General features: G+C 50.4%; 18 protein-coding genes and 1 pseudogene. 11 read left to right on the top strand and 8 right to left on the bottom strand.

What is annotated here, in order from left to right; translation table 11 throughout:
- Positions 1-6 precede the first annotated feature (6 nt).
- Positions 7-1,974, bottom strand: a complete 1,968-nt coding sequence (locus BDT_RS03210) for a DUF1588 domain-containing protein (RefSeq protein ID WP_015089829.1) — start codon at positions 1,972-1,974, stop codon at positions 7-9.
- A 302-nt stretch (positions 1,975-2,276) separates the two neighbouring features.
- Between BDT_RS03210 and BDT_RS03205 the strand changes: the two genes are divergently transcribed.
- Entirely contained in the window at positions 2,277-2,777 is a 501-nt protein-coding gene (locus BDT_RS03205) for a hypothetical protein (protein WP_148278686.1), read from the top strand.
- 165 nt (positions 2,778-2,942) lie between these two features.
- Positions 2,943-3,281 (top strand): hypothetical protein, encoded by a 339-nt coding sequence (locus BDT_RS03200; protein WP_015089827.1) that lies wholly within the window; start codon positions 2,943-2,945, stop codon positions 3,279-3,281.
- Between the two features lie 55 nt (positions 3,282-3,336).
- Here the strand turns inward: BDT_RS03200 and BDT_RS03195 are convergent, their stop codons facing one another.
- Positions 3,337-3,687: a hypothetical protein gene (locus BDT_RS03195; protein ID WP_015089826.1), complete on the bottom strand. Its 351-nt coding sequence runs from the start codon at positions 3,685-3,687 to the stop codon at positions 3,337-3,339.
- Positions 3,688-3,803: 116 nt separating this feature from the next.
- Here BDT_RS03195 and BDT_RS03190 point away from each other — a divergent pair, with 116 nt between their 5' ends.
- The 4 genes and pseudogenes from BDT_RS03190 to BDT_RS19350 all read left to right on the top strand — a co-directional run bounded on the left by BDT_RS03190 (position 3,804) and on the right by BDT_RS19350 (position 7,293).
- The gene (locus BDT_RS03190; protein WP_148278685.1) at positions 3,804-4,682 is read left to right on the top strand and encodes a TIGR02147 family protein; all 879 of its coding nucleotides are present in this window, start codon (positions 3,804-3,806) and stop codon (positions 4,680-4,682) included.
- Positions 4,679-4,936, top strand: coding sequence for a hypothetical protein (locus BDT_RS03185; protein ID WP_015089824.1), 258 nt, complete (start codon positions 4,679-4,681; stop codon positions 4,934-4,936). Before BDT_RS03190 ends, BDT_RS03185 begins: the two co-directional genes overlap by 4 nt.
- Before the next feature lie 81 nt (positions 4,937-5,017).
- A complete protein-coding gene (locus BDT_RS03180) occupies positions 5,018-6,472 on the top strand; it encodes a substrate-binding periplasmic protein (RefSeq protein ID WP_015089823.1) in 1,455 nt (484 codons plus the stop codon).
- A pseudogene (locus BDT_RS19350) lies at positions 6,358-7,293 on the top strand (nucleoside-specific channel-forming Tsx family protein). The gene BDT_RS03180 and the pseudogene BDT_RS19350 overlap by 115 nt, the downstream one beginning before the upstream one ends.
- Before the next feature lies 1 nt (position 7,294).
- On the opposite strand, the gene BDT_RS03170 reads toward BDT_RS19350, so the two are convergent.
- The 3 genes from BDT_RS03170 to BDT_RS03160 form a co-directional block, all read right to left on the bottom strand.
- On the bottom strand, positions 7,295-7,828 hold the full coding sequence (locus BDT_RS03170; protein WP_015089820.1) for an acyl-CoA thioesterase: 534 nt from the start codon (positions 7,826-7,828) through the stop codon (positions 7,295-7,297).
- Positions 7,829-7,896: 68 nt separating this feature from the next.
- The gene (locus BDT_RS03165) at positions 7,897-8,958 is read right to left on the bottom strand and encodes a linear amide C-N hydrolase (RefSeq protein ID WP_015089819.1); all 1,062 of its coding nucleotides are present in this window, start codon (positions 8,956-8,958) and stop codon (positions 7,897-7,899) included.
- Between the two features lie 124 nt (positions 8,959-9,082).
- Positions 9,083-10,738: a methyl-accepting chemotaxis protein gene (locus tag BDT_RS03160; protein ID WP_015089818.1), complete on the bottom strand. Its 1,656-nt coding sequence runs from the start codon at positions 10,736-10,738 to the stop codon at positions 9,083-9,085.
- A 395-nt stretch (positions 10,739-11,133) separates the two neighbouring features.
- On the opposite strand from BDT_RS03160, the gene BDT_RS03150 reads away from it, so the two are divergent.
- Together BDT_RS03150 and BDT_RS03145 are read left to right on the top strand one after the other, a co-directional pair.
- Positions 11,134-11,862, top strand: a complete 729-nt coding sequence (locus tag BDT_RS03150) for a hypothetical protein (protein WP_015089816.1) — start codon at positions 11,134-11,136, stop codon at positions 11,860-11,862.
- A gap of 227 nt (positions 11,863-12,089) precedes the next feature.
- Positions 12,090-12,899: a S1 family peptidase gene (locus BDT_RS03145; protein ID WP_015089814.1), complete on the top strand. Its 810-nt coding sequence runs from the start codon at positions 12,090-12,092 to the stop codon at positions 12,897-12,899.
- On the opposite strand, the gene BDT_RS03140 is transcribed toward BDT_RS03145, so the two are convergent.
- Positions 12,896-13,459: a hypothetical protein gene (locus tag BDT_RS03140; RefSeq protein ID WP_015089813.1), complete on the bottom strand. Its 564-nt coding sequence runs from the start codon at positions 13,457-13,459 to the stop codon at positions 12,896-12,898. The genes BDT_RS03145 and BDT_RS03140 overlap by 4 nt on opposite strands.
- 105 nt (positions 13,460-13,564) lie before the next feature.
- Here BDT_RS03140 and BDT_RS03135 point away from each other — a divergent pair, with 105 nt between their 5' ends.
- Positions 13,565-14,659 (top strand): DUF2914 domain-containing protein, encoded by a 1,095-nt coding sequence (locus tag BDT_RS03135; RefSeq protein ID WP_015089812.1) that lies wholly within the window; start codon positions 13,565-13,567, stop codon positions 14,657-14,659.
- Positions 14,660-14,847: 188 nt separating this feature from the next.
- Here BDT_RS03135 and BDT_RS03130 read toward each other — a convergent pair whose 3' ends face one another.
- Together BDT_RS03130 and BDT_RS03125 are read right to left on the bottom strand one after the other, a co-directional pair.
- Positions 14,848-15,087, bottom strand: coding sequence for a hypothetical protein (locus tag BDT_RS03130; protein ID WP_015089811.1), 240 nt, complete (start codon positions 15,085-15,087; stop codon positions 14,848-14,850).
- Positions 15,088-15,144: 57 nt separating this feature from the next.
- Positions 15,145-16,962 carry a monovalent cation:proton antiporter-2 (CPA2) family protein gene (locus BDT_RS03125; RefSeq protein WP_015089810.1) on the bottom strand — a complete coding sequence of 606 codons (1,818 nt, stop codon included), beginning with the start codon at positions 16,960-16,962 and terminating at the stop codon, positions 15,145-15,147.
- A gap of 79 nt (positions 16,963-17,041) precedes the next feature.
- Here BDT_RS03125 and BDT_RS03120 point away from each other — a divergent pair, with 79 nt between their 5' ends.
- Together BDT_RS03120 and trhA are read left to right on the top strand one after the other, a co-directional pair.
- Positions 17,042-18,241 carry a TCR/Tet family MFS transporter gene (locus BDT_RS03120; protein WP_015089809.1) on the top strand — a complete coding sequence of 400 codons (1,200 nt, stop codon included), beginning with the start codon at positions 17,042-17,044 and terminating at the stop codon, positions 18,239-18,241.
- 96 nt (positions 18,242-18,337) lie between these two features.
- A complete protein-coding gene (gene trhA, locus BDT_RS03115; RefSeq protein WP_419144693.1) occupies positions 18,338-18,955 on the top strand; it encodes a PAQR family membrane homeostasis protein TrhA in 618 nt (205 codons plus the stop codon).
- The last annotated feature ends 11 nt before the right edge of the window (positions 18,956-18,966 follow it).

The following is an 18,966-nucleotide window of genomic DNA, read 5'->3' as shown; positions in this document are numbered from 1 at the left end:
GTCCCCTTAGTATTTCCAGCGTCTGAATTCAGGTGAAAGAACCAGGCTTTTGATAGCGCCCTTGATAGAGCCCTGAGTCCCGTCTTTCCCGTACAATGTTGTTAAACTGCGATTCATCTGGCAGTTCGCGTTGGCATCCGCCGGCACGCGAGCCTCAAACCGCTTCAGATGTTTTGTAAAGCACATCATCGCGCGATCACTGACGCCCAGTTGTTCTGACATCTGACGGGCGCCGGATCCGGAAACTGATTTTCCGGTGATTTCTTTGGTCGAATAGGAGGTGTCCACCGGAAGTGATCCAATGGCCTGATTGTTCTTATAGATTGTCTCGGAAGTACGGGAACGGCCGAAGCTGTCGAAGCCTTCAAAGGCATAACCCAGAGTATTAAATCTGGAATGGCAACCCACGCAGGTTGTTCCCGATGCTTCGGTGGAATGAGCCGTGCGATAACGGGTGGTAATCATGTCTTCAGTCAGAACAGGCAATGAGGTCGGAGCACTTGGTGGCGGCAGACCAATATCCTGACAAAGCACGTGTTCAACAATGCTCAAACCACGCTTGATCGGTGACGCCGTGAAGCCGGATCGTTTGGTCAACATCGCTGCGCGACTCAGGAATCCGGATCGGTCTTCAGCCAGTGTGTCAGTCACGGCATTGACGTTGTAAATCACACCCATGCGCCCGTCCGTGGCGTTGGTGAATCTGGAAGTCATGATATCCAGGAAAGTCCCCGAGCGATTCAGCACAACTTCTTCAAAGTATCCGTCAAGCTCTGAGGCCATCACTTCGCCAAGGCCACTGGTATTGACACCGCCGATAAAGCCAGAATCGTACTGCAAACGATCAAAGACATCGTAACCGTAAGATTCACGGAACAAACGGCGGATCATGTCTTTCGCGCCCGGAGTCGCCATCAGTCGATCGATCTGCTGACCAAGAACCGTGTCATCCAGGATCTGCCCGTTGTCAGCCAGACCTTTCAATGTGTTGTCCGGCGGAGACCCCGTCAGGAAGAAGGCCATCTTCGTCGCCAGCTCATGCGCAGAAAGACTCAGCACTGTGGTGCTGCCAACAACGGCGCTGCCGCGGTCATAGATTTTGTAAAGGAAGTCCGGCATGGTCGCAACACCGGTGAAGGTCACCTGCAACAGTTCTGACTTGGTCAAAGAGGCATCCCAGAAACGGGCCGCCACTTCGTTGGCTTCGGTTGTGCTTAGAGGACGGCGGAAAGCACGGCTGCCCAGCTCTTTCACAAACAACTGATGACAGGACTGGGTGATGCTGCCCGCATTCAGACACTGATTGGTGTTCGGATAGTTTCGTAAACCCGTCGTTGCCCCGACCACCAGTTCTGATGCACGGAAGGCTGATTCAAACAAGGCGTTGGAAATAGGCGCAGTCATCAACAAAGACTGCTCTTTCAATGTGTCACGGTTTTCCGTGGCAACATCCGTTGGAATGGCGCCGATCTTTGAAACCAATGTGGTATCACTTTTTAAAGTGGGCGCAAAATCATCCAACAAAGCAAACAAAGCTGTTTTGTATTCACGGTTGGTCAGCCTGACCATCGGGGTATTTTGCAACTGTCCTGGTGTGCAGGCAAATTCCTGACGATTGTCTTCATTCACCACTGGTGGTGGATTGTAGGCATCAGGGGACAGGGCTTTGGCAATCAACTCCAGCTCGCCCTGACTTAAAGAAATCATACGCATCTGGGATTCTGTTTTAATGGCGATAGAGATCTGTTCGGCCGTGCGTGAACGCTTTGCTGTCGACTTCACCGAACCATGGCAGCTGGCGCAGTTTTCAACATACAGCTTTTGCCCCTGCTGCACTTCTTCCGTGACAACAGGTGTACCCGTTCTTAACTCGGCAGGCCCCATGTCCAAGGCGCTACAGTTCTGAAAGGCCACCATCATCGGCAGCGTGACGACCAAAAAGGCTCCAAGTCTGTAAGCAGCTTTAACGTCCATAGTTAGAGTTTACCTCGTGATATCTGCTTTTCGGCAGATAACTGACGGAGTGGATCCTAAATTACGAGTTATTCATGGCATTTACACTTTCTTCGTCTTTTGTCCGGAGCAAAGTGAACAAGCACTGAGCATTACCAATTTTGCTTGGGAAAAAGGCCGCTTTTCCCAGTCTCATTCTGTATCAGTTCCGGCACCGGCCCGGAGTTTATTATTCTTTCAAAGCATATATTCTTTCAGTGTATGCAATTTACTTCGCTTCTCTGCGGGACTACAACAGGCCCATCAAACGAACTGGAGTCCCCATGAAAATCCTATTGGCACTAATGCTTTCTGTTTTCTCTGTAAATGCCGTTGCTTCTTCCAAAGCGGAACAAGCCTTCCTTAAAAAGCTGTATGCGGTGGTCGAATCCGGCACCGAGACTTTTGAAGAAATTGAACTGGACAGCCTGAGTGCCCAGGACCAAGCCGCTCTTTTGAAAGCCGCTGAATATGAATCCAACATCTGGTACGACACCATTCTGGAAGGCGACTATCAGCTGAAAGCCGACGCCAGCGTGGAATATGGTTCCCTGACCAAGATGTATTCTGCAAAAGGTGAATTCATTGCCTACAAGGGCCTTATCCAGCATGAAGCCTACGACACTGGCAGCTGTGACATTCCTTACGAAGAAGACGACAGCGTGATCCAGGACTACATGAAAGAAAACTGCACCCCGGGCTATATCTCCAGCGGGATCTATGTCAGCCCGGATTTCAAATTCCACCTGCGTGACGAAAACGCGATCGAAGACTTCCAAGAATAGTAATAAATTCGCAGTTATAGTCTGAAAGCCACCTCCGGGTGGCTTTTTTTATTCCCGGAAAAGACCGGAACACTTCCCGGCGTCTTAACGGGATCCAAACACTCAAAGCTCCCCTTTTAGGTTACAAGGTCCGTGCAAAACACACTTTAACCAAGAGGATTTATCATGAAACACCTGATCGCACTTTCCGCTCTTTTGATCTCTGGCCCGGCATTCGCTGATTCTATCAAATGCGAAGGCCCCCTGAACTCTGGCACTTATGCAGAATTTGAAATGCCTGCGACTGGCAAGGCGACTTTGGCTTTTGACTATCGTGAGTTCGTGATCGACATGGACTGCCAAGGTTATGCAGCTGACATTCCGGTTTATGAGTGTGTGGAAATCATCCCTGGCGGCAACAAGTATGTTGTTCAGTTTGCAATGGGTGCTGACAAAGCTTACGTATCCCAGGAAAGCAACACTCCAGGTTTCAACACTGAAAAAGGCATTTTGACCTGCAAATAGGTCTGAACTTCTGACCTGTTAAAAAAGGCCGCGAATCCCGCGGCCTTTTTTTTATTTACGGCAACGATGGATAAGTGCAGACCAATGAATCTGCCTGCCCCACACTCAAGACCTCGTTGGCCTGTTTGGCGATAATGCGGGTCACATGATCAAACTCGATATCAAAGATCTGTCCTTCAAAACGAGTCGCTCCCTCAAGCAAACCGCCGCGGTCTTGCGTTTTAACCTGTCCGGCCACCATCACCACGACATCCACATCAGCAGTGATCTCATCCGCCACTCCCATCACGGTTAATGCCGAATCCACAGTCGGAAGACTTTCACAATGGAACAGCACCTGCCCATCAGACGCCTGAGCCACAGAAGCCGCCACCACCATCACACCTGCCAAGATCATCGTTTTCATTTTAATTCCTTTCGTTTGTTGATTCCTGCCCTCGTTATTAAAAAGATCGTCTGAAAAAGCCAAGTTACTTTGACACAAAGTGTGTCAAATACCGACACACCCCTGATTCATTACATGTGTCAAAAGCTGACACGGGTTGTGTCAATAAATCTGGCTTTTACCTTGCCATCAATGCTAAGACCTTGCTCGCCATGGAACTGACCCGACTTAAAAGCAAAAGAATCCAAGCCCGCAGCTTTAAACAGCTCTTACAAGATGAGCTGGTGGCCCGCTGCCGGACCAATCCCAACTATTCGCTTCGATCTTTCGCGCGTTCGCTGCAAGTAGAACCTTCCGCCCTTTCCCAGATGATCAATGGCAAGCGCCCGATCACCGAAAAAATGAAAATGCGTCTGGGAATGGCGCTGGGTCTTTCGACGGATCAGCTGCGCCAGCTGCCAACAACGCCCGAGGCGGCTTCGGAAAATAGCCATGCCAAAGCTAAATTCCAGCAACTGACCCTGGACACCTTTGCTGTCATTTCGGACTGGTACCACTATGCAATTCTGGAACTGACTTATGTGGATGATTTCAAATCTGACAGTGCCTGGATCAGTCAGCGTTTGGGAATTACCAAGTCTGAAGTGAATATTGCCGTCGAACGCCTGATGCGCCTGGGACTTTTAAAGAAGAATACCAAAGGCAAGTGGATCGATGCCTCTGAAAATGGCGAACTGACCCATCTGAGCCCGACCGAAACCTCGGATGCCGCCAGAAAATATCAGATCCAACTGCTGGAGCTGTCCCAAAAAGCCGTGCAGGAAGTGCCACTGAACCGACGCAATCACACTTCGGCCACTTTGTGTTTTGATCCCGAGGATCTGGCCCCGGCGATTGAGCGCATTGCCGATTTTCGCCGCGCCTTTGCGCGGGACTTTCAACCGCGCAAGGCCAAAGAAGTTTATCAACTGCAAGTCAGCTTTTTCCCAATGACCAAACAAAAGGACAATGTATGAAAAATGTTTTCACCGCTTGTTTCCTGATCCTGACCGCTCTTTCAACGAATGCCTTCGCCCGCGGCGTGAAGGAAGGTGGCGGCGACTCTTCGGGATTTGAATCGTGCCTGGAAAATCACATGGAAAAAATCCAGAATGAACTGCACAGAGACGACTTGGTATTTGAGCTCTCCTCAGATGCGAAAGTGTTACTTGCGTGGACAAACACGGGTGAGCTTGTGGCCAGCGAGGACATTTCTGACTGTCATCAATAGCATTCAATGGATTGCCAAAGTGTGTGACAAAAGCGGTGAAAAAATTTTGACAACAGTGGGGCAAACTCACTAACTAGTGGCATGAACTTTCGCCGCCTTATCCTGATTCTTGTATCTGCTGCTGTCTATCAGGTGGCCTCTGCCGAGGCTTCGGGCGCTATCAAATTTGGTTTCATTGCCAGCAATGCCCCACCACTTCTGTTCCAGTTTGAAAATCAGAACAATCCAATTCCCACCGGTGGATTGATTTACGAAATGGCGGTCGCCATCGGTGATGAACTGGGCGGTGACTACACCATCGGACGAATTCCGCGAAAACGCGTCGCCACCAATATCATTAACAATAAAATTGATCTGGTCTGCCATAACAGCAAACGCTGGCGCCTGCCCTTTGCCGACGGGGCCCTGTGGAGCAAAACACTTTACACCCACGCCAACGTTCTGGTCGGACTGGGCGATGTCCCATTTGCAACCCCAGATCAGATCAAAGGGGCCATTGGAACTGTTGAAAACTATTTCTATGCTGATTTAGACGACCGCTTCCGCACCAACGAACTGACCCGAAACGACAGCCCGACCATCGAAGTCAGCATTAAGAAGCTGCTGACTGGCCGGGTTCCTTATATCATTCTTGGTGAAATCGAATACAGCTATTACAAAAGCATTTACCCGTCCCTGCATCGCAGTTCTTTTGCACTGGATAAAACAGAAATCCAGTGTTCGCTATCAAAAAAATCCACCCTGACCCTGGCAAAACTCAACCGTGCCATCGACAAACTTCAAGACCGCCAGGTGATCAGCAAAATATACAAGCGCTACGCAGATCCAAACACCATTCCCAAACCTGTGACCTATGGTCTGAACAGTAATGACTCGCCTCCGTTCATTCACTTCGACAAATCTTCAGACAACGACGGCATCGTGCGTGGCGGGGTCTTTTTCGATATAGCTCTGGAAATCGGTAAAAAGATCCAACGCCCCATCACCTTCGTGCTGCTGCCACGAGGCCGTCTGGATGCGCGCCTTGCTTCCGGGCAGATTGAGCTGGTCTGCTATGACACCGAAGCCTGGGCCGGTCAGTACGCAAAACAGTACCACTGGAGTTCCCCTATCTTCCGCCAAAGTGATTTGATCGTGGGCCACGCTGGTGATCCTGAAGTCGCCAAGATTCGGACGACAGACGACCTGAAAGGCAAACGCATTGGTGCAGTGCTGAACTTTGTCTATCCGGCCCTGACGCCCTACTTTAACGACAAGAGCCTTGAACGCGAAGACGCCGGTTCGGGCGCTGCCAACGTGGAAAAACTCAGTGTGAAGCGGGTGCCGTTGATTCTGCTGAACAGCCTTGAATACAGCTATTACAAAAGCAACGATTCCCGCCTGCAAAAAGCCCCGCTGGAAATTGATTCTGTGGATGTGAAATGTGCGGTCTCGAAAAAATCCACCTTGAAAATCGAGGAAATAAATTCGGCCATTCAGGAACTTTCAAAATCCGGCCGACTGCAAAAGATCTTTGCACCTTCTTATCTGCACTGACAGGAGGATCCATGTTCAAAGTTCTGCCCCTGCTTGCGCTGACAATGGCACTGGCACTGTCCCCGGACGCGTTTTCTCAAGAGGCCGCAAAGTCGCAGAACTTCAGCTGGCTGCAGTTCAATCTGTACAAGGGCTTTGACAACAAAAATCCTTTTGACCAGCAAGACGACACCTACATCGAGATGGAGTTCGGGGGCCGTTCGGGCTTTTTGGACTTTTACGGATTCTTTGACGTCTTTGATATTTTTGATTCCAAAGACAGTGACTTTCATGACAGCGACAATCTGTTTCTGAAAACCTTCCCGCGCTTTTCCATCAATCACATTGTGCAGAAGGACCTTTCGTAGGGGCCGGTTAAGGAATGGTATCTGGCGACACTGTTGATTGTTGGTGACCGGGCGCTGTTTGAAGAATGCGTCGGTCTGGGTGTGGATTTCAAAGTGCCCTGGAATGGAAAACTGGGCGCGAATCTGATGGCCCGCTATGTCCGTGAAAACTATGGCGCCGTGAATGAACACACTTGGGATGGATACTTTCTGGCGGCGAACTGGTTTGCTCCGTTTTATCACTTCGCCAATCAAAGTTTCATTTCTTATCAGGGATATCTGGATTTCATTTTCTCTGCCGACGAGATCGGTCAAGAGCCCGGCCGAACCACCAGTTCGGTGGCTTGGTACAACGGCTTTTACTGGCATCAAGCCGATTATTCATTGGGCTATGGATTGAAGTACTACAAAGACTATGGACAGTTTGTCGACGGCGGTATTGCCGGAGAAACCTCCGGCCTCGGACACTATGTGGTTTTGGGATACAAGTTCTGAATCAGACGCCCGCGGCTTTCGACTGCTCCTGATCGGCAGCGATCCAAGCCTGCAGGTATTCCGGCATAAGGGGCGCTGTCAGGTTTTCGCCCACGGCCTTCATCAGCTCCGCGGGTGATACCGTCCCGCCCTTTTTACTTAAGAAGCGCGCGCGAATCATCCCGATAGCCACAAGGTCCCCGCGACTGGTGAACTTGTGTTCAAGATAAAGATACTTATCATCCCAGGTGATCAGTCGTGTGTGCAGATGGAATTTCTGAAAGACCTTCAAAGACCTGCGAAAGCGGATGGTTTCAGAGGCCACCACCGGATACCAGCCTTCAGCGGCAATCGCCCCCGCGGCCTGAGCACGGATCATGTAATCGGTGCGCGCCAGATCCTGCAAAGACAGATAGACCCCATTGTTCATGTGACGAAGAACATCCAGATCTGTCGGCCACACTCTAAACGGTGTCGCGCATTCATCCATAATGCCCACGCGGGAACGGAAACGGGAAAAAATCAGAACATGCAAAAGACGGAAAAACAAATTCATAAAAACCTCGAAAGCCCCAGGGCCGATATAAAGCCTAACAAGCAGGGCTTTACGAAGTCAAAACGGACTTAATTCTGAGCCTTCAAAGAACCTTCGGCATCAGGTCTTAGGAAGCGAAACACCGGCGTGGTTTTGAATTTCGCAGTGATATCCCCGATCAGGTCATAGTTCTTGACCAGGGTGATCTTCTTCACCGTAGCCCCTTTTTTGAAATCCAATTTAGGTAATTCAACCCAAACCAGATAGGGGCTCAAAGTACTTTCATAAAAGTAAAGACCACGGGTCAGATCCGCAACCGTGCGCCAGCGCGTGGTGGAAATATACGGACGCGCCGGATCCGGGGCGCCAAAAGGCTGCGACACGTTTCGCATCACACTCAACACCCCTGCCACCGCTTCACGATAGTCCTTGGGTTCAGGCAGACGCTCCGTATAGAAGGCCGCACGCACAAAACGATCCGCCGCCTCGGTGGTGCCCGGCAGTTTTTTACTGCCGCCAAACCCCTGATACTGCTTCATGGATTTCAACTGCTGATCAAAGGGCGGAGAATTCGTCATAAAGCGATATTCTTTGCCGTGATAGATCTTGGTTTTGCCATCAATGTATTCCATCACCACGGAATCCCCGGTCTTGTCTGATAAGGCCAAATGCACCGTACCCTGGCGCACTCCGTGAGCCGTAGGCACACTGGCCATCATCACCTGAATTGGTGATTTTTCCAACGACGCCATGGCTTCAGACACCGTGGCAAAGTTATCCAGAAAATACTGCGCCCACTGACTTACGGACAAACCCGGCAGTCGTTCATCGCGGATGCCGAAGTGACTTTCAGACAAGTACAGCAAATTGGCCGTCAGCCCTTTTTCATTCAGCCCATCGGCCGTGCCCACATCGTACATGGACAAAATCACACTGCCGTATTTTGAGGTCCACTTTGCCGGATTGGTGTCGGCCATCCCCTCACGTTCCATCCCCCGCGGGAAAAGCCACAGATTAGATCCGGTGTCTTCGGACCAGTCCATGTTACGCCCGACGATCACATCCTGATTTTTCCCGTCCCACAAAATCCGCGTGCACGGATACGCAGGAACAACCAAGAGCAGACATAAAAGCACTGTCAGTGTTTTCATAGATAATCACTCCCTGTTTACAACCATTGCACACCAATGCCTGTGAACGAGCCATCTGTATGAAAACAAAAAGGCCTCTGACTTTCGTCAAAGGCCCATGGTCGGTACACTTGTTTTAGAAAAATCAGAATCCGTCGGTCGTGCCGACTTTGGCGCGCGGGTCTTCATCGGAATCAAACGGAATGACTGCGGCCGCGGCCGGAGCCGCCGCTTTCTTTGGTGGAGGAGTGAACTTCATCACCTTCGCCGATTTAGCTTCTGGTTTTTTCGGAGCTTTGGCAGAGGACACACGGGACGGCGCTGGCGTTTCCGCCGCAGCTTCAACATCAGCCGAGCCGGTGACGAAGCTGCTCAGTTCACGCACCATGATCTGCATTTGATCAGACTGGGATGAAATCTCTTCCGATGTCGCTGCGATTTCTTCAGAAGAAGCCGCATTGGACTGGGAGCTTTGATCCAATTGATTCATCGCCTTGTTAATCTGCTGAATACCGGTCGTCTGTTCGGCACTGGCCGCAGAGATTTCGTTATTCAGATCCGCCACCTTTTTGATGGAATTGACGATGTTATTCAGAACATCCCCGGACTTATCCGCAATGTGAGTTCCATTTTCAATTTTTTCCACCGAGTCTTTAATCAAAGACGTGATGTCTTTTGCCGCTGACGCGGATCTTTGGGCCAAGGCGCGAACCGCTTCCGCCACAACCGCAAAGCCTTTCCCCTGCTCTCCGGCACGGGCTGCTTCCACGGCCGCATTCAGTGCCAGCAAATTCGTCTGAAAGGCGATATCGTCGATGACATTGATGATCTCTTCGATCTTTTTGGATGATTGAGAGATATCACGCATGGACTCGACCAGATTCTTGATCTCGCGTTCGCCATCTTCAGCCGCTGAACGCGACGTCTGCGATAAAGATGCAGCCTGTTTCGCATTGTCGGAATTCATTTTCACCATGGAAGTCATTTCTTCCAGGGACGCCACGGTTTCTTCCAAAGAAGCCGCCGCCGAAGTGGAGGACTGAGACAAACCCTGACCCGCCAATGTCAGCTGGGTGATGGCTTCATTCACCTGGTGTCCGGCACCCGCCAGACGGGAAACGGTGCTGTTTACCGTGCGGCTTAAAGCCATACCGATAAACATCAGCAAACCAAACACCAGCATTGCGGAAACACCGCCAATGGCCGCCAGCATGATCATGCCTTTTTTGGTTTCGGATTTTTGCAGCAGATTATTGTCAGCGGCCATCTTTTCATACATTGCCACCACATCACCGGCGGTTTTTTTGATGACCGTGGAATGCTTCAGATAAGAACCTTCCGTCATCACCTCGCGCAACTTGTCAAAGTCAGCATCCGGCTTGTCCAAAGATGCAATCAACTGCTCGACTTCCTGAATGTATTCGGCATTGACCTTTTTTGCCGGCTCGTACAATTCAGCCTCGCCCGGCTGGAAGGAAGCCGCTTCATAAACCTTTATCGCTTCTTTATATTCAGTGATGGCTGTTTTGGCTTTGCCAACATAGCTGTCACGATGTTTTGGCACGTCCTTGTTGGCCAAAGCACCCCACAGGTACTGACCAATACGTGCACGACTGCCTTCAACCTCGCCCATGGCTTTCATGTTCGGAATGACGTCGACATAAGCTTCATTCAGCATACTGCCGACGATGCTCATATCTTTGTACGCCACCCACCCCAGAGCCGCGAAGCCCGCCATCGGAATCAAAGCACACACAAAAAGCTTGCCTTTAATACCCTTGAACCAAGAACTGATTGCCATAATTTTTTTGAAACCTCTGAGAATTGTTAAAAGAGACTTCCTATTTTCGGAGAAAATCAGGACCGCCTGAAGGGCTTAGACTAAATAGTAAATTTGAGACAATTCTGTGAATATACTCACAAAACTCAGACTGAAAAACACATTCAAATTCCACTCAAGCCACTGCCGTCTTTACTAGTTGTTTTTGTTTATGTCGAAACTGAGACGACTTCTTCAAGTGAAGGAATCTTTGAACAATTCAACAAAATCAAGGATGTGGCTTTTCTATCCGTGTAACAAAGCGGGACTATTGCATTGCTGAAATTTCCTAAATAGCCCTTAGTGATTTTCAAGAACCTCCCGATCAATAAGGGGTCCCCTGATTGGGGTAGTTATTAAACCATAAGGAAACTCAAATGAAATTATTCTCAAACGGTACGTTGAATCATAAAGCAGTAATCGCAATCACTCTGACCGCCCTGTTCTTCGGATGCGCTAAAAAGGAAGAAGAAACACCCAGCATCGGCACAGGCGGCCTGACAGCAGCTGAAGTGGCTGGCAATCGCTGGTCAAGCTGTACAGCCGTCAGCAGCGCCGCCACCTTTGGTGCAGCTGTGAACGGGCTTTCCTATATGCGTGGTATGAGCTTAATGGCTGATGGCACCTACGGTATCTCGACTCTGTTCTTCACCGGGGCAAGTTGTGCTATGGGGGGTGACCACCTGTTTACAGTCAGCCAGGCAGGAACATTCCAGACGGGCGGACTTCTTGATTCCGGCGCAACTCAGATTGTCTATACGGCCATTGGCACGGTACTGACTAATTATGGTGGTGCAGGAGCGAACGAAACCACTTGGGCAGGTTACTTTGATACCGCAACATGTGTGGGCGGCAGCGATTTGGTCGTAGATACAAATGCGACAGACACCAACGAAGTCACTGGCCTGACTTGCTCCAAAGTGTCGAATCCTGACTTTGCTTTCCCAGAGTTTGCTCCGCTTGGAACTGTCTTCTATGACTCCATCGCCCTGACGGACTCCACACCAGGAAGCACGGTAGTCACCGTGGGTGATATGGTTCAGCTATGGAACTTGGGTCAGGCAGGATCTTATCCATCTTCTGCCACTCAGACGTTCAGCGAATAATACTTTCCAACATTCCATTTTCTTCCGTTAAAGCGGGGACCCCAAGGTCCCGCTTCTTTTTTCGATTCCCCGAACATCGTGGACGAAACACCAAGGCCCCTTTGCGCCCCACACAGTGAAACTTCAACAATATTAATGAACCAATCTTAATAGGCTGCTTCTTGACCCGGCACTGGCTTCGCAATAGTAAGGCGATACAAAGATTTGCCCCACGAAAGAAGGATCCCATGAGATATCTGGTCTTAACCCTGATGGTACTGGTGTCTGCCTGTGCAGACCAATCCCAGCATGAACTTCAGAATCTGCTTCAAGACACCGCCATTGCCGGGGGCCGCGATGTGGCCCCGAACGATGCTCTGGCCAAACTGGTGGTCAGAATCAAAATACAACCCAAACGGTTTGCTCTGCTGCGCCCGTACCAAATCTGCACTGGCGCCTTCGTTTCTGAAAACGTCATCCTGACAGCCGCTCACTGTGTAAAAGACCCTTCAATGGAATTTAAGATCAGTTATGCCCTTGAATCTGCGAAATCCGCCAAACATTCCGTGGAAAAAGTTGTTCTGCACAGGGACTATATCGCGCCGGAAAAATTCGTGGGTCGCCACGACATGGCTTTGATCCGTATCGACGGCAGCAAACCCAAAGAAATGAAAATCCTAAAATGGAGCCAGGATCATCAGCCCCTGATTCTGCCAAAAAGCCTTCTGGCTATCGGCTATGGTGCTTACTCCAACACCGGCAACCCTGCGGGTCTTGGAATTCTGCGCACTGCGGGGGTTCTGATTCAGGAAGAAAAAGACACGTACCTTGTGGCCAATCAAAAAACCAGTGGAATCTGCCACGGTGATTCCGGTGGTCCCCTTCTGGACATCACGGGATCTGAACCTCTGATTGTCGGTGTAAATCATGCTTATATGAACGTGGTGGGAGAACAACCTGAAGACAAGTGCCGCCGTAGAGGGGCTTATATGAAAGTCTCCAGGTACAGCGACTGGATTGAGGAGCAACTGGCCATCCTCAATCCCAAGAAAAACTAGCGGATAGGAAGAATACGGATCTGACCCGGCATGCGCACAATGCGAACCAGGGACAGGTCCTTCTTCAGAACACTTGGAGTTCCGTTTTGCTGATTCATTTCAGCGTTCACTTCCTCTTGAATCACAACCATGTAGGTCGCTTCAAAGATATGGCCGGTCCCCGCATGGCGGAAGCCCACAAAGTAAGTGTACTGAGCGCCGGCACTCATCCACCCACCACGAGCAAATGAAGTTTGCACAGGATCGGTGAATTCAACAGAACCACAATCCTCGATCCAGCTGTCAAAGCGTGGAGCTGCCGGATCACAGTTTTCTTTTTCCAGTTCATCGCGCAGACTTGCCAAACGCGTATTGGAATCATCCAAAAGCATCTTCATGAACTTTTCGTTTTCTTCACCATCGACAAACACGGCGGCCTGAATTCCCTGCCCTTCATCGGTGACGATTTTGACCACAGCCCGTTCCGTATCAACTTTGGTAAATTGGCGGCTTTCTGCGGCAAAAGCGGCGGAAGAAAAGACAAAAGAACCCAGAATGGATAGAACAATCCATGTTTTCATTAAACGAACTCCTTATTGTGAGGAACATAAGGGATAGTGCAGAACTTTTCTTGAGACAAATTAACATGCCTTCATTAAGGGACTGTCATGTGGTAGCTTCGTTTCATGACCGAACTTAAAGAGCGCCTGTTAAAATTCTATGAAGAAAACGAAATCAAGGTCGACATCGGCTTTTTCCTGGGGGGTTTCTTCTTTGATATCCTGACCCTTTCGGCCATTGATGATCTGTTGGGTATTTCCCAACAAATCATCTATCTGCTGATTCTGGGATCCGTGCTTTACTATGACTTCCTGTTCACTCATGGGCTGTTTCAGCCTTCCCGTCGTCTGGAAAAAGTCTGGGATTACCGCCAACTGATCGTGCACTTCCTGCTGGGAAGCCTGCTTAGTGTGTATTCGCTGTTCTTCCTGAAAAGTGCATCGCTGTTTTCGTCGGCGGTCTTTGTCGCCCTGCTGATGGGTCTGATGGTCGCCAATGAAATGAAGCGGGTTCAGCGCAGCGAGATCAACATCAAGATCGGCTTGTATGTGATCTGCGTGTTTTCATTCTTTTCCATGACGATCCCGGTGATTCTGGGGTTTGTCGGGCTGTTCCCGTTCCTGCTGGCGATTGCCTTCACGGGGGTTGCGATCTATGGGGCGTTCCTGCTGCTGAAAAGAAAAATCCAGGACCAGCGTATGTTGCAGAAGTATCTGCTGCTTCCGGGCGCTACAATTTTAACGCTGTTTCTGGCTTTCTATCTGGTGGGCTGGATTCCACCGGTGCCGCTGTCGATTCAGAACATGGGCATCTATCACAGCGTGGAAAAATCCGAAGGCAAATACATCCTGTCCCACGAACAGGCTTCATGGAGATTCTGGCGCCGCGGGGATCAGGAATTCTATGCTGAACCCGGTGACACAGTTTACTTCTTTGCCGAGATCTTTTCCCCGGCAAGATTCAGTGATTCCGTGATCCTGCACTGGTATTACAAAGATCCCGTTCGCGGCTGGCAAACCACCGACAAGATCCCCATGAACATCACCGGAGGCCGTAAAAACGGCTATCGCGGTTTTGCCTCAAAGCAAAACTATTCTGCCGGTGACTGGCGCATCAGCGTGGAAACCACCGACGGCCGCGAAATCGGACGCATCTATTTCAAAGTAATTAAATTAGAATCAAACAACCCAGAACGGGTCTTCTACAAAGACATCTACTAAAAAGATCACCTATCAGAACTGTGGCCTTGTCAAAAGGGCTCAAGTCCGAGGCGGAAGCCTGCCCTCGCAGCGCAGGCGTGCTCCAAGCACGTCGGAGCGAGAAGGCGGGCCGACAACGAAGGAGATGGACCTTTTTCACAAGGCCAAAAAAAAGACCGCCGGGGGATGGCGGTCTTTCGGGGGATAACTTATTGATTCACTCGCACCAGTTTCACTTCAAAATCCTGGGAGGGGCTTTTTTGAAGCTGTTCCTGGGCTTGTTCGTTGGCGGCAATCGCCACTTCCGAGCTATTCAGAATTCTGAGCAACCTTTTGCGCAGAATCTTTTCGCTGACTGAGGCTTCCTTGATCATTTCGTTGAATCCCTGAACCTCAGCTTGGGATAACGAAGCAGACATTAAAATCAGTGAAATTATTAAGAAGCGCATCCGTGCCCTCCTGTTCCTATTAATAGGAACCAAGCAGGGCTTCGGTCGGTTAAATAATTATTTAGAGGCCTCTGGCGGGTGCTGAGGATCAATATATGTCTTTTCCGCGTCCTCTTTAAGGACCTGAGCCAGCTGCTGGGTCGCCTGGCGGGAAACGTCGATAAAGGACTTCTGATCGTGACGAACCTTGAATTGTTCTTGCAACATCAGTTCATCGTGCAGACGGAAGCGCTCGATGATCTCATGCGCGCGTTTGGCTGGGGTTCCCATCGCCACCAGCAACTGTTCAGAAAGCGCCACGCTGGAATCAATCGTTTCACGGCGAACATGGGTCACGCCAGCTTCCATCAGATCAAACGTGTGCTGACGGTTGCGGGACCGGGCAAAGACTTTCACATGCGGGTAATCGGTGTGCAGAATCTGCGCGATGTTGTTCGAGGTCTCAACATCGTCCACCGCCAGTACAAAGTACTTCGCATTTTTAATACCTGCCGCCTCCAGAATCTCGGGGCGGGAAGCATCTCCGTAATAAACCTTGTTGCCAAAGCGGCGAAGCATGTCGATTTGTTCAGTGTCATGTTCAATCGCGGTGAATTTCACATTCTGCGTGCGCAGAATACGGCCAAAGATCTGACCGACCCGGCCAAAACCTGCGATGATCACCGTATTGCCATTGTCCGCTTCATCAATCTTGTCGTACTGCGGCCCCCCGGCCGGAGTCTTGCAGGCAATCATGGCCTGAATCTTTTCATTCAGCACAATGATGATCGGGCTTGCGATCATGGAAAGAGTCACCACCAAGGTGAACCGTTGAGTCCATTCCGGCGAAAGCACCTGCGCACTCTGACCAACCCCGAAGATCACAAAGGCGAACTCCCCGCCTTGCACCAGATAGACGGCCAGATTATTGGAAGCCGGACGGTGAAGCTTCATCACACGGCCCACGCCGTAAATCAGGAAGCCTTTCAGCACCATGTAACCCACGGTGATCCCCAGAATCAGCCCTGGATTCTGGATCAGCAGTGACAGCTTCACGGACATGCCCACGGAAACAAAGAACAGACCCATCAGCAAACCTTTGAAAGGTTCAAGATCGGCTTCCAGTTCGTGACGATATTCAGATTCAGACAACAGCACCCCGGCCAGGAAGGCCCCCAAAGCCATGGACAGGCCCACGCTTTCCATCAAGAAGGCCACGCCGATCACCGTCAACAACGTCACCCCAGTGAACAGCTCACGGCTGCGGGTTTCGGCCACCACTTGCAGGAATCGGCCCATCAAAATACGGCTGCCCAAGGCCAAACCGATAAAGATCGCCAGGGCCCCGCCCCAGTTCACTTCACGGGTGGAAGCTGTCACCAGTCCCAGACTTGGAATCACTGCCAAGGCCGGAATGGCCACCACGTCCTGCATCAGCAGGATCGCAAAAGAAGCGCGACCAAATTCGGTGTTTAAAACTTTTCTTTCAGACAGGCTTTGCAATGCAAACGCCGTGGAAGACAGTGACAGGGCAAAACCCACCACGGCAGCGCTGGCCCAGGAAATCCCCAGCTGATGTCCCGCCAGGGTGAAAACCACGGTACAGAACAGGATCTGCAAGCCACCGAAACCCAACAGGGTTTTTCGCAAGCCCCATAGTTTTTTAGGCTGAAGCTCCAAACCAATAATAAAGAGCAGGAAGACCACGCCAAATTCCGCAATGGTTTGCACAAAATGGAAGTCCGAAATCAATCCCCATCCCAAAGGACCAATCAAAATCCCGGCCGCCAGATAACCCAGAATGGTTCCCAAGCCCAGCTTTTGAAACAATGAAACAAGAACGACGGAAAAACCAAGGAACGCAAGAATCTGCAGAAGCTGCTCATGTAAAATCATGTTAACGAAGGTATCAAGCTGTTTTGATCCCGGCAAGATTCCTGTGACAAGCCGGGAACGATCTTTTAGGCTGGGGCCTATGACAAAGAAAACTGCAGGCATCTGGTTTATTTTTATCACCGTGACTTTGGACATGATCGGACTGGGTTTGGTGATCCCGTCCCTTCCGGACATCATGCGCCGTTTTGTATCCAGTGAAACCTCGGTCACGGAATACTTTGGCTATTTCATTTCGATTTATGCGTTGATGCAGTTTCTGGCCTCGCCACTTTTGGGGGCCTTGTCGGACCGCTTCGGTCGCCGATCCGTATTGTTGATTTCACTTTTGGTGGCGGGCTTTGACTATATCCTGATGGCTTATGCTCCCACGCTTGAGATCCTTTTTGCCGGACGAATCATCGCCGGCCTGACAGGAGCCAACATCACCGTGGCGATGGCTTACATTGCCGACGTCAGTAATGATGAAAATCGTTCGGCCAACTTCGGGATGGTGGGCGCCGCCTTTGGATTGGGCTTTATTATCGGCCCGGCTATCGGGGGACTTTTGGGGCACTTGGGGCCTGAGTATCCGTTCCTGGTGGCAGCAGGCTTGAATCTGCTGAATTTCTTCTTTGGTTTGTTCGTTCTGCCGGAATCACTTCCAAAAAACATGCGACGCAAAATCGACTTGCGTCGTACCAATCCGCTTTATTCGCTGGTGGGAATTCTGCGCTCTAAACATCTGTTAGCTCTGTTGCTGGTTTACTTCTTCTTCCAGCTGGCAGGTCAGACACATCCTTCCATCTGGACGTTGTACACGGAAACCCGGTACGGCTGGACAACAGCTCAAGTCGGTTTGTCTTTGGCCGTCGTGGGAATTTTATCCGCCATTGCCCAAGGCTGGCTGACCCGACTGGTGATCCCCAAGTTCGGTGAACACCGCACGGTGGTGATCGGTTCGTTTGGTTATGCGATTTCATTTATCTTCTTTGGTTTGGCCACCGAGGGATGGATGATGTATGCGATTCTGATTTTGTCAGCGGTCTTCTGGACCTCCCCTCCTGCATTGCAGTCTTTGATCAGTCAAAAAACACCACCGCAGGAACAAGGCGAGCTGCAAGGGTCTTTGGTCAGTCTTTCCAGCCTGGCCGCGATCATCACTCCACTGGTGACAACAAAACTGTTCGCACATTTCTCTTCGAATCAGGAAGGTGCTCTCTACCTCCCCGGCGCACCATATTATTTTGGCGCGCTGATCTGTTTGATTTCATGGGCGATCATGTACCGCCGCAAAGCTTAAACAGAGTTTCCCTAACTTTCTCGTTCGGCTTTCATCAAATCTTGACCTCTCGTTTTACTGGCATCCATGTTATGCTGGAAAAATCGGGAGGTCCTTATCTATCACGGCGAACGCTTTAACAGCATCACCCACTTGATTGGCGCCGCTCTGTCGGTGGCAGGCACCTCTGTCCTGATCACCCTGGCTACCATCACTGGTGATATCTGGAAAATCGTGGCCACCAGTGTTTATGGTGGTATGCTGGTTTTGCTCTATACCATCTCGACGCTGTATCACAGTTTCCAAGGACGCTCGAAACAGATCTTCCAGAAACTGGATCATATCGCCATCTATCTTTTGATCGCCGGAACTTACACTCCCTTCACTCTGATCACTTTGCGCGGTCCATGGGGCTGGTGGCTGTTTGGTATCAACTGGGCACTGGCACTTCTGGGCATCACCTACGAACTGACGCTGTCACATCGCACGCGCATCCCTTCGATGATTATTTATGTATTGATGGGATGGCTTGTCGTTGTCGCAATGAAACCCCTGACGGCGGCATTACCGGCGACAGGAATTTTCTGGCTGGCACTGGGCGGGTTGCTGTATACGGGTGGCATCGGATTCTTTTTGTATGATGAAAAGGTCAAACACTTCCATGGTATTTGGCATCTGTTTGTCCTGGGCGGAAGTGCGTGTCAGTACTTCTGCATCTTGTTCTATCTGATATAAGTAAGTGTCAC

The sequence above is a fragment of the Bdellovibrio bacteriovorus str. Tiberius genome (genome assembly GCF_000317895.1).
Classification (GTDB): domain Bacteria; phylum Bdellovibrionota; class Bdellovibrionia; order Bdellovibrionales; family Bdellovibrionaceae; genus Bdellovibrio; species Bdellovibrio bacteriovorus_F.
This window is presented reverse-complemented; position numbering and strand designations above follow the sequence as displayed.

Bases quoted from the DNA above. Each gene is read 5' to 3' on its own strand.
- BDT_RS03160 (WP_015089818.1), bottom strand. From the start codon at position 10,738: ATGGCAATCAGTTCTTGGTTCAAGGGTATTAAAGGCAAGCTTTTTGTG.
- BDT_RS03120 (WP_015089809.1), top strand. From the start codon at position 17,042: ATGACAAAGAAAACTGCAGGCATCTGGTTTATTTTTATCACCGTGACT.
- BDT_RS03150 (WP_015089816.1), top strand. From the start codon at position 11,134: ATGAAATTATTCTCAAACGGTACGTTGAATCATAAAGCAGTAATCGCA.
- BDT_RS03130 (WP_015089811.1), bottom strand. From the start codon at position 15,087: ATGCGCTTCTTAATAATTTCACTGATTTTAATGTCTGCTTCGTTATCC.
- BDT_RS03170 (WP_015089820.1), bottom strand. From the start codon at position 7,828: ATGAATTTGTTTTTCCGTCTTTTGCATGTTCTGATTTTTTCCCGTTTC.
- BDT_RS03165 (WP_015089819.1), bottom strand. From the start codon at position 8,958: ATGAAAACACTGACAGTGCTTTTATGTCTGCTCTTGGTTGTTCCTGCG.
- BDT_RS03205 (WP_148278686.1), top strand. From the start codon at position 2,277: ATGAAAATCCTATTGGCACTAATGCTTTCTGTTTTCTCTGTAAATGCC.
- BDT_RS03125 (WP_015089810.1), bottom strand. From the start codon at position 16,962: ATGATTTTACATGAGCAGCTTCTGCAGATTCTTGCGTTCCTTGGTTTT.
- BDT_RS03140 (WP_015089813.1), bottom strand. From the start codon at position 13,459: ATGAAAACATGGATTGTTCTATCCATTCTGGGTTCTTTTGTCTTTTCT.
- BDT_RS03210 (WP_015089829.1), bottom strand. From the start codon at position 1,974: ATGGACGTTAAAGCTGCTTACAGACTTGGAGCCTTTTTGGTCGTCACG.
- BDT_RS03145 (WP_015089814.1), top strand. From the start codon at position 12,090: ATGAGATATCTGGTCTTAACCCTGATGGTACTGGTGTCTGCCTGTGCA.
- BDT_RS03200 (WP_015089827.1), top strand. From the start codon at position 2,943: ATGAAACACCTGATCGCACTTTCCGCTCTTTTGATCTCTGGCCCGGCA.
- BDT_RS03180 (WP_015089823.1), top strand. From the start codon at position 5,018: ATGAACTTTCGCCGCCTTATCCTGATTCTTGTATCTGCTGCTGTCTAT.
- BDT_RS03135 (WP_015089812.1), top strand. From the start codon at position 13,565: ATGACCGAACTTAAAGAGCGCCTGTTAAAATTCTATGAAGAAAACGAA.
- BDT_RS03185 (WP_015089824.1), top strand. From the start codon at position 4,679: ATGAAAAATGTTTTCACCGCTTGTTTCCTGATCCTGACCGCTCTTTCA.
- BDT_RS03195 (WP_015089826.1), bottom strand. From the start codon at position 3,687: ATGAAAACGATGATCTTGGCAGGTGTGATGGTGGTGGCGGCTTCTGTG.